Raw genomic sequence first — 13,770 nt, forward strand, 5'->3', positions numbered from 1 at the left:
CAGTATTCATGAAACCGACAGATCGTCAAACCGAAGGACAACCAAAACAGGTACAGGACAGACAACCGGGATTTCGTGAAGAAATGGATCCCAAACCGATTGTAGAAGATGATGATTATAAAGGCAGCGGTAAGCTGAAGGATAAAGTAGCATTGATTACAGGCGGCGACAGCGGGATTGGACGCGCCGTAGCGATTGGGTACGCCAAAGAAGGCGCCCACCTTGCGATTGTCTACCTCGATGAACATGAAGATGCGAAAAGCCTGAAAGAACGAGTAGAGCAAGAAGGCGTTAAGTGCCTCTTGATCTCTGGGGATGCCGGCGAAGAGCAATTCGCCAAGGACGCCATTCAACAGACTCTCGATGAATTCGGAAAACTGAACATTCTGGTCAATAATGTTGCCGAACAGCATCCACAAGCCAGTCTGGAAGAAATCTCGACCGAGCAGATGGAGCGTACATTCAAGACCAACTTTTATTCTTACTGGCATTTTACAAGGGCAGCGGTCCCTCACTTGAAAGAAGGAGATGCCATCATTAATACGACTTCGATCAATGCCTACCGTGGAAACAAAGAGTTGATCGACTACACCGCTACAAAAGGGGCTGTCGTCGGCTTCACCCGTTCAATGGCCCAGGTATTGGTAGATAAAGGTATCCGTGTCAACATGGTAGCTCCAGGACCAATCTGGACACCACTGATTCCGTCCAGCTTTGATGAAGACAAAGTCGAAGTATTCGGTACTAACACACCAATGGATCGTCCTGGTCAGCCGGTCGAACATGTAGGCAGCTATGTACTGTTAGCTTCTGATGATTCATCTTATATGACTGGTCAATGCATTCACATCAATGGCGGCCATTGGATGAGCAGCTAAGATTAAAAAATGCCCTGGGAGAATCAAACATTCTCCCAGGGCATTTTTTGTTTATGACGAAATTTGACGGGTCTGCTTTTGAGCTGCTTTAATCAGGCAGCGTCCTTTTCCATGCGGGATGCACATTGGTGTACCAAACAATGGATCCTCTCTGACATCGCAAGTCATGTCAAAAACATCCTGCACCATTTTACATGTAACAATTTCTTCTGGTTTTCCTTGCGCATATACTTTTTTATCTTTCAACGCCACGATATGGTCGGCATATCGACAAGCAAGGTTAATATCATGAAGCACCATCACAATGGTACGTCCATGCTCCTGGTTCAAATCAAATAAAAGGTCCAGGATTTCAATTTGATGGGTCATATCCAAATAGGTCGTAGGTTCATCCAGTAACAGCGTATCCGTGTTCTGAGCAAGTGTCATCGCGATCCATGCCCGCTGTCTTTGTCCGCCGGATAAAGAATCAACCGAACGGTCCTTCAACTCCAGCATGTTAGTGGCTTCTAAAGCCGTCTGTACCGATTCCTCATCCTGCTTCGACCATTGGCGCGCCCAACTTTGGTAGGGATAGCGCCCCTGCTTCACCAATTGCAGCACGGTCAGTCCTTCAGGAGTAACGGGGCTTTGCGGCAGGATAGCCATCTTTTTTGCCACTTCTTTCGTACGCATCTTAGAGATGTCTTTATTATCCAGTACAATATGCCCGGATTTCGGCTTCAGAAGTCTGGCTAAGGAACGGAGCAAGGTGGACTTCCCGCAGCCATTCCCTCCGATTAATACCGTCACTTCCCCTTTTGGTATGGAAATGTCCAGTGAATCGATAATAAGATCTTCTCCATAGCTTAGCGACAATTCATTGGCAATCAGCGTTTTCATATCAATCTCTCCTTTTAAGACCGCTTGCTTTTATATAGCAAAAAGATGAAGTAAGGCGCCCCGATCGCTGCCGTAAAGACTCCGGCAGGGACTTCCAGCGGGGAAAACATGGTGCGTCCCACGAGGTCCGCTCCTAAAACAACAATGGCACCGACTAGTGCAGATACAGGTATTAAAGCGCCGTAAGAAGACCCAACTAAACGCCTGGCAATATGGGGCGCCATCAAACCGACGAAACCGATCCCGCCAGCAAAGGCAACTGCGGCTCCTGTCATGGCCGTACATAATGTGAGAAAAATCAACCGGTCCCGTTGCAGATGGGCACCGATACCTGCCGCGGCTTCCTCTCCTAACTCTTGCGCATTGATCCTTCTAGCTACCATCAACGATAATACGAACAAAACAAGGACGACAGGGACCAGAATTTTGACTTCAGCCCAATTAGATCCATACACGCTTCCCGTCAGCCATATATTAGCCTGAGAAGCCCGGAAGATCGGTCCCAGTATCATGAACATTGTCGTCAAAGCTTGTGTTAATAATGAAATCCCAATCCCAATAAGAACGAGCGTCATGGGCGAAATGCCATTTTTATAGGCAAGAATGTATACCATAAATCCGACCACCACCGCTCCGATGAAGGAAGCAAAAGGCAGCCATTGCAGACTTACTGTCAAAGCATTGTCAGCATTGCTGAAAATCGCCAGAAAAGCGACAACCGCAACTCCTGCACCACCTGTGATTCCGATAATGTCTGGAGAAGCGAGCGGATTTCTAATCATTCCTTGTAGAATTGCTCCGCTTACAGATAAGGCAACCCCTACGAAAAGTGCTGTCAAAATTCTCGGCATTCGGAAAGAGTTGACGACCATCTGATTTATTTCATTTCCCTGCCCGATTAAAACTTTGATTACATCCAAAGGGTGTACAAAAATTTCACCCAAAGCAGCTGAAAATAGAAACAATGCAGCTAAAGCAATAAATAGCAGGGCGGTTACGATAATCGACCTCGGATCGAAAAGAAACGATATCCAATCATTTTTTGTGCGAAATACGCGATATCTGCTCATGTGCTTTTCAATCCTTTACGGGCAATGTAGATAAAGAATGGCGTTCCGATGATGGCAGTCATGACACCGACCGGAACTTCCTCCGGCATAATGACGTACCTGGCAGCAATATCGGCAGCCAATAATAAGATAGCTCCTAATATACCTGCGTAAGGAATCACCCAGCGATGATCCTGCCCGACAATCGACCTCGCGAAGTGTGGAACCACGATGCCAATGAACCCGATAGGTCCGGCGATGGCAACCGCTCCACCCGCTAACAGTACAATCAAAATACCAGAGGCTGCTTTTATCCATCCGGTTTTTTGACCAAGACCCTGGGCCACATCCTCTCCCATAATCAAAATATTGATATGACGGGAAATTAACAGTGCACCAATCCATGCAGCTGCCAGATATGGAAAAACGGAGGATAAATACTCCAGGCTTCTTCCTTGTACGGATCCGGCAAGCCAGAACAACACTTCATCCAGGGCTTTTTCATTCAAAACAAGCATCCCCTGGGTGAATGATGAAAATAAAGCGGCAATCGCAGCACCAGCTAATGTAAGCCGTACCGGTGTTAAACCTTGCCGGCCAACAGAGCCTACCACGTAAACGATGACAGCAGCCACTGCTGCCCCGGCAAAGGATATCCAAGTCATTCCCTGGAGAGAAATGGCTTGAAAATAAGAGACTGCGAGAACAACGAACAAGGAAGCACCTGCATTGATGCCGAAAATCCCGGGAGATGCAAGCGGGTTCCTTGTTAGTGCCTGCATCAATACTCCGGCAATTGCTAAGGACGCCCCCACTACGGCGGCAATTAATGCCCTGGGCAGCCGGACGTCTTTTATAATGATATGTGTATTGGTTTGTTCAAAATGAAAAAATGCCTGGTATGCTTCTTTTAGTGTCACATCGGTATAACCTAATACGATACTGCAGCAAAGAAATACAATCAGCAGCAACAATCCGGCAAGAATACCTGACCATTTCGCCCCGGCTGTCCTCAACCCCATAATTTATATCCTCTCATTATACAGAAACTAGTAAATTCTCTACATTATCAAGTCTATTTGACCTATGTGCTACTGTCAATGATTTTGAGAATCATTTTCATTTATGTCACAAAATATTTCAAATTTCAGTTGACTAAAGGGAAAATTTTATATAAGCTACTAATTGTGAATGATAATCATAATCAATTAGGGAGTGGGAGTTATGAGTAAAAAATACTTACCCGCATTTATTTTAATGTTGGTATTATCTATTGTATTAGCAGCTTGCGGAGGATCGTCCAGTGAAGATACTTCTGATGAGCAAGAACAAAATAATGATGATAGCGGCAATTCAGAGGACTTCGAGCCTTATACCATTGAACATGCGATGGGCGAAACTACAATCGAAGAGAAGCCGGAACGTGTCGTGATACTTACAAACGAAGGTACGGAAGCTTTACTGGCACTTGGTGTCCAGCCGGTAGGTGCTGTGAAGTCATGGCTGGGTGATCCTTGGTATGACCATATCAGCGACCAAATGGAAGGTGTCGAAGTAGTCGGTGATGAGTCAAATGTAAACATAGAAAAAATCCTGGCCTTGAAGCCTGACTTGATTATCGGTAACAAAATGCGCCAGGAAGATATTTACGATAAATTGAGTGAAATCGCTCCGACCGTTTTTGCGGAAACCCTGCGCGGTGAATGGCAGGAAAACTTTATGACTTATTCCAAAGCGTTGAATAAGGAAGAAGAAGGTCAGCAGTTGATTGAGGAATATGATCAGCGGTTGGAAGACTTCGCAGATCAGGCCGGTGACAAACTGGATCAGGAAGTATCAGTTGTACGATTCATGCCGGATCATGTCCGTATTTACCATAAAGACTCCTTCTCCGGTGTCATCCTGGATCAAATCGGCTTTAACCGGCCGGAATCCCAGCAAGCAGAAGACTTCATGGAAAAAGCAACAAAAGAGCGGATTCCAGCAATGGAGGGCGATGTCCTGTTCCATTTTGCATACGAAACAGGTGATGGCGCAGCTGAAGAAATGCAGCAAGAGTGGCTGAACGACCCGCTATTCAAGAATCTTGAAGTTGTGAAATCAGGAGACGTTCATGAAGTAAGTGATGCCATCTGGAATACAGCAGGAGGATATCTCGCTGCCAATGAAATGGTCGATGACCTGGAAAAAGTATTCCTGGATGAAGAAGAATAATTGCTAATAATAAGGCTGCCCCCCCTCAGGGCAGCCTTACTTTATATCAATAAAACCGCCCTGCCGTATGCTGCCGGCCAGGGCGGTTTTACTAGACAATCTTTTTCAAATCTAGACACCAGCATGAGGTTACTGGACATTTTTAGAACGATACTAGACATTCCTGAAGGTTAATAAAACAAAATAATAATTTTACTAGACACTTTATGAAGTGAACTAGACAAACGAATTAAATACTAGACAACCTATCTTTTCACAGTCAGCCATCCAATTTAACGGCAGATTGCAGCGACTGCACCCAGCTCAAGCTGGCTGTAATCGACTGTTCGGCACTGAGAAACTGTTCCTGTACCCGGTTCTTCGCCGGCCCTCCAGGCACATTTCGTGCTGCCACTACCGACTCCGGTGTCAAAGCTTCATAGATATCTTCTTCAATAGCGTCAGAGAATTGATGGAACTCCTCCAATGACAGGTCGAGAAGATAACAGCCTTTATTGATGCAATGCAGCACTACCTGGCCGACTACAGCATGAGCTTCACGAAACGGTACATTCTTCCCTACCAGGTAATCTGCAAGGTCGGTTGCATTGGAATAATCTTCCGCTACCGCTTTGTACATCGCCTCTTTGTTGACATGCATCGTTTCAATCATTGGAGCAAACAACGCTAACGCTCCTTTCAAGGTTTCAGCTGTATCAAACATCCCCTCTTTATCTTCCTGCATATCTTTGTTGTAAGCGAGCGGCAGTGACTTCAATGTCGTCAGCATACCGATCAGGTTGCCATAGACCCGTCCGGTTTTCCCGCGGACCAGTTCCGGGACATCGGGATTTTTCTTTTGCGGCATCATACTGCTTCCGGTACAAAACGCGTCATCCAGCTCGATGAAGTTGAATTCCGTGCTTGACCATTGGACAAGCTCTTCCGAGAGCCGGGATAGATGCATGGAAACCATTGATGTATTCGCCAAGAATTCAATGACAAAATCCCGGTCACTGACGGCATCCAGACTATTTTCGCATAGACCGTCGAACTGCAGCTTGTCGGCTACCTGCTGACGGTCAATTGGGAAGGTCGTGCCTGCCAGGGCTCCAGCACCAAGTGGCATCTGGTTGATCCGCTTGAAGCTGTCCTGCAAACGTTCGACATCACGCTGGAACATGAAGACATACGCCATCATATGATGAGCGAACGAAACAGGCTGTGCCCGCTGCAGGTGGGTATATCCTGGAAGAATCGTATCCAGATTGGTTTTCGCCTGGGTAAGCAAGGCTTGCTGCAATTGGACAAGCTGCTCCACCATATCGACGACTACCTCACGCAGATAGAGACGCATATCAAGTGCAACCTGATCGTTACGGCTTCTCCCGGTATGAAGCTTACCGCTGAGCGGCCCGATTTCCTTGCTCAATAGCTGTTCAACGTTCATGTGGATGTCTTCATGTCCGACATCCAGCTCCACTTTGCCACACTCGATTTTATAATCAACTTTATTCAGGCCTTCAATGATGATAGCCGCTTCCTGGTGGGTAAGAATCCCACAGGAAGCGAGCATATCTACATGAGCCATGCTGCCGATGATATCGTAACGGGCAAGTTTCCGGTCAAAGTTGATCGATGCTGTATATTCTTCTACGAGTTGATTGGTCGCTTTCGTGAAACGACCTCCCCATAATTTAGTCACGACTTAACCGCCTCTTTCAGATCTAATTTGACTTTATCTAAAGAGCTTCCTGTAATTTTTTCACCCTTTGTTACTGATGAATGGACTTTTGTCGGGAGTCCCCAAAGCTTGATGAAACCAAGAGCCGCTTCATGATCAAAGGCGTCATCCGGATTGTAAGTAGCCAGGTTGAAGTCATAAAGGGAGTATTCAGATTTACGTCCGATTACCTGCACCTGCCCCTTATACAATTTAACCTTTACGACACCGGAGACATGTGTTTGTGTTTCTTCGATGAATGCTTTCAAGCCATCCATCAATGGCGAATACCATAGACCTTCATATACCATTTGGGCGAATTTTTGTTCAACGATCGGCTTGAACTGAGCCACTTCACGAGGAAGCGTCAAGGATTCCAATGCCTGGTGAGATGTGATCAATGTTGTCGCAGCAGGAGTTTCATAGATTTCTCTTGATTTAATCCCGACAAGACGGTTCTCGACGTGGTCGATACGTCCGACGCCATGCTTCCCTGCGATGTTATTCAGCTTCAAAATCAATTCTTCCAATGGAAGGGTCTCGTCATTAATAGCGACAGGCATCCCTTTCACAAAAGTGATCTCCAATTCTTCCGCTTTATCTGGTGCGTTTTCCGGTGAAGTTGTCAGATCGTAAGCTTCTTCCGGCGGCTGTGCCCAAGGATCTTCGAGTACGCCGCATTCGTTACTTCTTCCCCACATGTTCTGGTCAATGCTGTAAGGGTTATCGACATCGACGGGTACCGGGATGCCATGTTCTTTCGCATATGCGATCTCTTCATCTCGTGACATCGCCCATTCTCTTACTGGTGCTACGATTTCCAATTCTGGGTTCAATGCTGTAATTGCGACATCGAATCTTACCTGGTCGTTCCCTTTTCCCGTACAACCGTGAGCGACAGCTACCGCTCCCTCTTTTTCCGCAATTTCTACCAGTACTTTAGCGATCAATGGACGGGATAACGCAGATACAAGCGGATACTGTCCTTCGTACATAACATTTGCTTTCAAGGCTGGAAGCAGGTAATCCTCTGCAAACAATGCCTTTGCATCTACGGTATAAGATTTCAACGCTCCAACGTTCAACGCTTTTTCTTTTACAAAATCAAGGTCTTTCCCTTCTCCGATATCTAAACCGACAGCGATTACGTCATAGTTGTATTTATCCTGCAGCCATTTCACCGCTACCGAAGTATCTAATCCACCTGAATACGCTAATACTACTTTTTGTTTTTCCATTATAGTCAGCTCCCCTTTGCTGTTGTTTTCCTCGTTCTTTTAAGATATGAATTATTATGCATTATTAAGTATATTAATTCAACCGTTTATCGTGAATTTTTTAAAAAAGTTTTTGAAGGCATAAAAAAAGCGCGCAGTGACAAGCTTTTGCGCGCTTTATTTCTTTTATAATTTTTTATTGCGGTAGGCTGCGTGGTTTGTTGATCCTATTCCCCGTTCGAATGACAATGCATGGCGAATTGCCTCAGTTACAAACGACTTTGCCAGGGTTACTGCCGCTTCCATCTCCTCACCCTTTGCCAATTCGGCTGTGATCGCGGCGGCATAAGTGCAGCCGGCCCCGCTTGTATGAATCGTATTGATCCGTTCCGAACGAAATTCTTTGAAATGGTTCCCGTCATATAAGATATCAACTGCCGGGTAGTCAGCGAGGGCACCGCCTTTGACTAGGACATAACGAGAGCCCAGCTGATGGAGTTCTTTAGCTGCCTGGTACATCGCTTCGATATTATCAATCGTCTTCCATTCTAAGAGCTTAGCCGCTTCCATTGTGTTAGGAGTGATAATATCGGCAAGGGGGAAAAGTCGTTCTTTCATGTTCACAATCGCGTCATCTCTCAATAACTGTGACCCCATTTTACCGATCATGACCGGATCCACGACAATATGGCCTGTCCTTTCTTTTGTTACTATAGTAGATACATGTTCAATGATTTCTTGCGTGAACAGCATGCCGGTTTTCAAAGCATCGACCCCGACATGTTCAAATGCTGAGTATAGCTGTGCTTCAATCGCCTCAAGCGGTTGGGTGAAAATTCCCTGTTCCGTCTTAGCATTATTAGCAACGATAGCAGTGATGGCACTCATGCCATATACTTCCCGCTCCTGGAAAGTCTTCAAGTCTGCCTGGATACCGGCACTCCCTTGTGCAGCTGACCCTGCAATCGTCAATGTCCGGGCAATAGTCATAGCGAAAATCCTTTCTTCTCTCTTTTTTTCATCATCATACTACGACTCCTGTAATAAACCAATCGGGATGCTGCAGGCTGCGGGAATGGATAGCAGCGCAAATCTCTGTTAAAATCATCAGTAGAATAAAGGAAAAAGGGGGACCACCATATGAAAATCGTGTCGATTGAACCGACGCCGAGTCCCAATTCAATGAAAATCAATCTGGATGAAGAGCTTCCAGCAGGTGATACCTATAATTACAAACAAGGGGATAACCTGGAACAGGCTCCCCAGCATATAAAAGACCTCCTTGCTATCGATGGCGTGAAAAGTCTCTACCATGTCATGGATTTTATCGCACTCGATCGTAACCCACGCGCTTCCTGGGAAAATGTCCTCCCTGAAGTGAGGGAAGCGCTTGGAACAAAAGAGGAAAATCGTGATCAGGAAAACACGCAGCAGCAGCCTGCTCAAGCAGAAGATGCTTTCGGAGAAGTGAAAGTGTTCGTGCAAATGTTCCGAGGCATCCCTATGCAGATTAAGCTTGATGACGGTAGTGAAGAAAAGCGGGTCGGGCTGCCGGAGATGTTTATGAATGCAGCTATGAAAGCATCCCCCGCTTCTCCCAATATGGTCATGGAACGAAAGTGGGTCGAACAGAATCCTCGTTATGGCGATATGGAAGAAATTGGCCGGGAAGTCGCCGAGGAACTGGCTGCAAGCTACGATGAACAACGACTGGAGGCACTGGTTGAGCGAGCATTTGAAGAAGGAGCAGAAGAACCCGTTGAACCTCGCAAGGCCACCCAGGAGGATATTCTGGCAAGCCTTGACGATTCCGATTGGAAAGTACGTTATGCAGCACTTGACCGTATGAACCCTGCTTTTAAAGATTTGCCGGTCCTGGAAAAAGCTCTGCATGATGAAAAAGGGTCGATTCGCCGGCTGGCAACCGCCTACCTTGGTATGATTGAAGAACCGGAAGTCCTCCCTTATCTATACCAGGCGTTGAAGGACAAGTCAGTCACCGTCCGGAGAACAGCCGGGGACTGTTTATCCGATTTAGGTTTCAAAGACGCCATGCCGGAAATGATCGCTTCCCTTTCTGATCCGAATAAACTTGTCCGGTGGCGGGCGGCGATGTTTTTATATGAAATCGGGGACGAAACAGCAATCACTAAGTTGGAAGAAGCTATTGACGATCCGGAATTTGAAGTAAGGATGCAGGCGAAAATGGCACTGCAGCGTATTAAAGGCGGCGAAGAAGCCAAAGGCTCCGTCTGGCACCAAATGACCCAGGCCCGGAAAAACAATTGATTTTTTCGCTGTAGGGGTCCATCGTATAACTACGTTAATTATTTAAAGGAGGATTTAATATGAATGCTTATGAAGAATATATGAAACAAATGGCGCAGCCAATGCGTGATGAATTGACGAATGCTGGTTTCAAAGAATTAACCACGCCAGAGGAAGTAGACGAATTCGTAGCGAATACTAAAGGCACAGCACTCGTTGTCGTTAACTCTGTATGCGGATGTGCAGCGGGGCTTGCCCGCCCGGCAGCCCGTGAATCCCTGGCTTACGAAAAAACACCAGAACACCTGGCTACTGTCTTTGCAGGCCAGGATCGTGAAGCAACAGCTCGTATGCGTGAACACTTTGAAGGGTTAGAGCCTTCCTCTCCCTCCATGGCACTGATGAAAGATGGCAAGGTCGTTCACTTCATTCCACGTGAAGATATTGAAGACTTTGAAGTGGAAGAAATCGTAGATAACCTGAGCAACGCTTACGACAAGCATTGTTAAACAAGTTTACGCAGCTATACAAATTGACAATACCCCTCTCCCGATATACCATAATAGGTATATAACGAGGAGGGGTTTTTCTTGAGCAAAGAAGACAAGAAACATTGTTACCAGGGCTCCTGACAAATTTCCAAATCCGATGATGGTCAGAAAGGGAATAACGGCGGCAAACCGAAGTTCCCCCCAATATGACCAGGTACCATCGGAATGCTCCTGGTAGGAGTATATATTGTCATCATGCAGTTGATGCGCTAAAGAGGGGCCTTTTGTGCCCCTCTCATTACATATTCGGAGTGATTGTATGTTTGAAGTCAAACCCCATCCGGAATTATCCTGGTCCATTTCCCGTCACAAAACACTGATGGAATGTCCGAGAAAATATGGTTACGACTATTACGTCTCTCATAACGGATGGCTTCGTGATGCAGATTCCCTCGCACGTCATACCTACCGTCTAAAAAAGCTGACCAATCTGGAAATGCTGTTCGGAAGTATTGTCCACGATACCATCTATCAAGTTATCCAGCATTTCTTAAAGACAAGGAAAATACCATCCGAGCAAAAGCTGATTGACCGGATCAGGCAACAAATGAATCAGGGATTCATTGACTCGACACGACGGGAGCATCTTTGGCATGACAAGCCGAAGCATTATACGATGCTGCATGAAATCTACTATAGCCAGCAGGATAAGCTTCCTCCCAACAAAACGGCTAAAATCCAGGCACGTCTGGGTACAGCGATGAATAACTTCCTCAAGAGCCAAACGTTTCACGATATCCAAACTCCGGAAAATATTCGCTTTGTCGCCTCGGAGGACTTTCGTTATATGATGATTGGTGATGTGAAAATTTATATCGTTATGGACCTTGTCTACCGTGATATTAACCAGGATAAATGGGTGATCGTCGATTGGAAAACAGGTAAAGCATCAGCAGAGGACCGCAATCAGCTGGCTTTATATGCCCTTTACCTGAAGCAAAGGTACCAGATAGATTCTTTAGATAAAATCATAATACGAAATGAATATTTGCTGGAAGGCCACCATAAAGAACATGCCTTGAATGCAACGGATTTGATCAATGTACAGAACCTGTTCGGGATGAGTATCCAGGAAATGTCCCGTTATCTTGCCGATGTAGAAAAAAACGAGCCCTTACCCATCGATCAGTTCCCGAAATACCAGGAAGACCATAAGTGTGCCCGGTGTAACTACCAGGAATTATGCTTTGGCTAATAGATTAATAGAAACAGGACTATTATCCCACAAATATAGTGCGTAATATTCTGACTTTTCTGCCTCCTTTCTTTTATAATGGATATCAAACCATTAGAGGAGGAATTTTTTTGAAGAAAAAACGTTTATTACCAGCACTCGTATTATCGACGACCATGCTTGCCGGAACGTTTGCCCCTCTCCCTGCCGAAGCTGTACATACCAATGTGTTCAACAGAGGCTATCGCACAAAAACATGGCCTTGATAACGGAAACAAGCCTCTGTTTGTTATTGAAAAACAGGCAGAAAAGCAGCACGCCAGCAATGCAACTGCAGCACTTGACCACTTAGAAAAGAATACAAATAAATATAAAATCAATAACCCAAAAGCAAACTTGTTGGAAAAAAAGACCGAAAAAGATGAACTGGATATGACCCATGTCCGGATGCAACAAAGCAAAAATGGCATCCCTGTTGAAGGAAGCGAAGTGATTGTCCATTTTGACAAGGATAATTCGGTAACTGCTGTAAACGGGGAGTTCAATACGGCTGTGGATAAGGCTGAAATGAATACCGATCCTTCTATCACACAATCTCAAGCGTTAGCTGCTGCTAAACAAGCGGTGAAAGCCCCTGAAAAGCTGGAATATCAGCCAACGAGTGAGCTGGTTATCTATCCTTTCGAAGGGGATAGCTATCTCGCCTATAAGGTGAATGTCAATTTTATGGGTGAAAAACCGGGGAATTGGTTTGTATATGTGGATGCACAGACTAATGAAGTAATCGACCAATACAATGCCTTGATGCATGCCGATGGTTTCCTGCCAGCTGAGGGATCAGGTTTGGGGGTCCTCGATGACCACCGCAAACTACACGTCTCTCATAAGAATGAAAAAAATGGAGAAGGAACAAAGTTTTACCTTAGCGATTATTCTCATAATAATTTAGATGGCATCCATACCTATGACCTGGCAAACGAGTGGGGAGGCACTGGTGAAGTGCATTCCAAAACAGGCAGTGCCTGGAAGGATGACTACGACCGTCCTGCTGTTGATGCCCACTATAATTCTGAAAAAGTATATGAATACTACTTAGAAGAGCATGACCGTAATTCGATTGATGGAGAAGGAATGGCCATCGTATCCAAGGTCCATTTTGGCGAAGACTATAATAACGCTTTCTGGAATGGACGTGAGATGACTTATGGCGATGGTGATGGTGAATTTTTCATTCCACTGTCAGCCGGTCTTGATGTGGCTGCCCATGAAATGACACATGGGGTCATCACTCACTCTGGCGGTCTTAAATATCGCAACCAGTCTGGTGCCTTGAATGAAGCTTTCGCAGATATATTCGGAGCACTTGTCGATGAAGACGATTGGGAAGTCGGTGAGGATATCATGGCAGATGCCGCCAAGGAATCCGGCAGAACATCTCTACGCAGCCTGAGCGATCCGAGCAAATACCCTGTGGGGGCGGATTATGTGCCATATGGTGATGGCAGCGGCATGTACCCTTCTCATATGGAGGAATATTATGACCTTCCGCTTAACCTTGATAATGGCGGCGTCCATATCAACTCTTCCATCATCAACCATGCCGCTTACCTTACAGGCGAACAGATCGGGAAGGAAAAACTCGGACAAATCTATTACAGAGCACTGACTGTCTACTTCACACCTGATACTAACTTCAGCCAGGCCAGACAGGCTTTGATCCAATCTGCAGTTGATCTATACGGTGAATCCAGTGAAGAAGCACTTGCTACAGCAGACGGATTGAACCAGGTAGGTATTACAGAATAGTTCAAGGATATCTCCCCCGGAGCCCTCCA

General features: G+C 45.8%; 13 protein-coding genes. 7 read left to right on the plus strand and 6 right to left on the minus strand.

Annotation, left to right across the window (positions count from 1 at the left end):
* The first annotated feature begins 8 nt into the window (after positions 1–8).
* Positions 9–878 (plus strand): SDR family oxidoreductase, encoded by an 870-nt coding sequence (locus B9Y67_RS09250; RefSeq protein WP_085506422.1) that lies wholly within the window; start codon positions 9–11, stop codon positions 876–878.
* A 51-nt stretch (positions 879–929) separates the two neighbouring features.
* Here B9Y67_RS09250 and B9Y67_RS09255 read toward each other — a convergent pair whose 3' ends face one another.
* Genes B9Y67_RS09255 through B9Y67_RS09265 form a run of 3 tightly spaced genes read right to left on the minus strand, consistent with a single transcriptional unit; the run spans position 930 to position 3,831 of the window.
* Positions 930–1,760 (minus strand): ABC transporter ATP-binding protein, encoded by an 831-nt coding sequence (locus B9Y67_RS09255; RefSeq protein ID WP_085506423.1) that lies wholly within the window; start codon positions 1,758–1,760, stop codon positions 930–932.
* 14 nt (positions 1,761–1,774) lie between these two features.
* The gene (locus B9Y67_RS09260) at positions 1,775–2,830 is read right to left on the minus strand and encodes a FecCD family ABC transporter permease (protein ID WP_085506424.1); all 1,056 of its coding nucleotides are present in this window, start codon (positions 2,828–2,830) and stop codon (positions 1,775–1,777) included.
* Positions 2,827–3,831, minus strand: a complete 1,005-nt coding sequence (locus B9Y67_RS09265) for a FecCD family ABC transporter permease (RefSeq protein ID WP_085506425.1) — start codon at positions 3,829–3,831, stop codon at positions 2,827–2,829. Before B9Y67_RS09265 ends, B9Y67_RS09260 begins: the two co-directional genes overlap by 4 nt.
* Positions 3,832–4,033: 202 nt before the next feature.
* On the opposite strand from B9Y67_RS09265, the gene B9Y67_RS09270 reads away from it, so the two are divergent.
* Positions 4,034–5,023, plus strand: a complete 990-nt coding sequence (locus B9Y67_RS09270; RefSeq protein WP_085506426.1) for an ABC transporter substrate-binding protein — start codon at positions 4,034–4,036, stop codon at positions 5,021–5,023.
* 259 nt (positions 5,024–5,282) lie between these two features.
* Here B9Y67_RS09270 and argH read toward each other — a convergent pair whose 3' ends face one another.
* From argH to thiD, 3 genes are all read right to left on the minus strand, one after another.
* Positions 5,283–6,707, minus strand: a complete 1,425-nt coding sequence (gene argH / locus B9Y67_RS09275) for an argininosuccinate lyase (RefSeq protein WP_085506427.1) — start codon at positions 6,705–6,707, stop codon at positions 5,283–5,285.
* Complete coding sequence (locus tag B9Y67_RS09280; RefSeq protein ID WP_085506428.1) at positions 6,704–7,963, minus strand: argininosuccinate synthase; 1,260 nt, start codon at positions 7,961–7,963, stop codon at positions 6,704–6,706. The genes argH and B9Y67_RS09280 overlap by 4 nt, the downstream gene beginning before the upstream one ends.
* 165 nt (positions 7,964–8,128) lie before the next feature.
* On the minus strand, positions 8,129–8,932 hold the full coding sequence (gene thiD, locus B9Y67_RS09285; protein ID WP_085506429.1) for a bifunctional hydroxymethylpyrimidine kinase/phosphomethylpyrimidine kinase: 804 nt from the start codon (positions 8,930–8,932) through the stop codon (positions 8,129–8,131).
* 150 nt (positions 8,933–9,082) lie between these two features.
* On the opposite strand from thiD, the gene B9Y67_RS09290 reads away from it, so the two are divergent.
* From B9Y67_RS09290 to B9Y67_RS09305, 5 genes are all read left to right on the plus strand, one after another.
* Entirely contained in the window at positions 9,083–10,231 is a 1,149-nt protein-coding gene (locus B9Y67_RS09290; protein ID WP_085506430.1) for a conserved virulence factor C family protein, read from the plus strand.
* Positions 10,232–10,290: 59 nt separating this feature from the next.
* On the plus strand, positions 10,291–10,719 hold the full coding sequence (locus tag B9Y67_RS09295; protein WP_085506431.1) for a BrxA/BrxB family bacilliredoxin: 429 nt from the start codon (positions 10,291–10,293) through the stop codon (positions 10,717–10,719).
* 301 nt (positions 10,720–11,020) lie between these two features.
* Positions 11,021–11,956, plus strand: coding sequence for a PD-(D/E)XK nuclease family protein (locus B9Y67_RS09300; RefSeq protein WP_085506432.1), 936 nt, complete (start codon positions 11,021–11,023; stop codon positions 11,954–11,956).
* A gap of 110 nt (positions 11,957–12,066) precedes the next feature.
* Positions 12,067–12,201 carry a hypothetical protein gene (locus B9Y67_RS21005; protein ID WP_254901760.1) on the plus strand — a complete coding sequence of 45 codons (135 nt, stop codon included), beginning with the start codon at positions 12,067–12,069 and terminating at the stop codon, positions 12,199–12,201.
* Positions 12,161–13,741, plus strand: coding sequence for a M4 family metallopeptidase (locus B9Y67_RS09305; protein ID WP_176223944.1), 1,581 nt, complete (start codon positions 12,161–12,163; stop codon positions 13,739–13,741). The genes B9Y67_RS21005 and B9Y67_RS09305 overlap by 41 nt, the downstream gene beginning before the upstream one ends.
* Positions 13,742–13,770: the final 29 nt, after the last annotated feature.

Origin of the sequence: Thalassobacillus devorans (genome assembly GCF_900176565.1) — a bacterium.
Classification (GTDB): domain Bacteria; phylum Bacillota; class Bacilli; order Bacillales; family Halobacillaceae; genus Thalassobacillus; species Thalassobacillus devorans_A.

What these genes read in the sequence shown, in the direction of transcription:
- B9Y67_RS09260 (WP_085506424.1), bottom strand. Translation starts at nt 2,830, where the DNA reads ATGAGCAGATATCGCGTATTTCGCACAAAAAATGATTGGATATCGTTT.
- thiD (WP_085506429.1), bottom strand. Translation starts at nt 8,932, where the DNA reads ATGACTATTGCCCGGACATTGACGATTGCAGGGTCAGCTGCACAAGGG.
- B9Y67_RS09300 (WP_085506432.1), top strand. Translation starts at nt 11,021, where the DNA reads ATGTTTGAAGTCAAACCCCATCCGGAATTATCCTGGTCCATTTCCCGT.
- B9Y67_RS09255 (WP_085506423.1), bottom strand. Translation starts at nt 1,760, where the DNA reads ATGAAAACGCTGATTGCCAATGAATTGTCGCTAAGCTATGGAGAAGAT.
- B9Y67_RS09290 (WP_085506430.1), top strand. Translation starts at nt 9,083, where the DNA reads ATGAAAATCGTGTCGATTGAACCGACGCCGAGTCCCAATTCAATGAAA.
- B9Y67_RS09250 (WP_085506422.1), top strand. Translation starts at nt 9, where the DNA reads ATGAAACCGACAGATCGTCAAACCGAAGGACAACCAAAACAGGTACAG.
- B9Y67_RS09295 (WP_085506431.1), top strand. Translation starts at nt 10,291, where the DNA reads ATGAATGCTTATGAAGAATATATGAAACAAATGGCGCAGCCAATGCGT.
- B9Y67_RS09305 (WP_176223944.1), top strand. Translation starts at nt 12,161, where the DNA reads ATGTGTTCAACAGAGGCTATCGCACAAAAACATGGCCTTGATAACGGA.
- B9Y67_RS09265 (WP_085506425.1), bottom strand. Translation starts at nt 3,831, where the DNA reads ATGGGGTTGAGGACAGCCGGGGCGAAATGGTCAGGTATTCTTGCCGGA.
- B9Y67_RS09280 (WP_085506428.1), bottom strand. Translation starts at nt 7,963, where the DNA reads ATGGAAAAACAAAAAGTAGTATTAGCGTATTCAGGTGGATTAGATACT.
- B9Y67_RS09270 (WP_085506426.1), top strand. Translation starts at nt 4,034, where the DNA reads ATGAGTAAAAAATACTTACCCGCATTTATTTTAATGTTGGTATTATCT.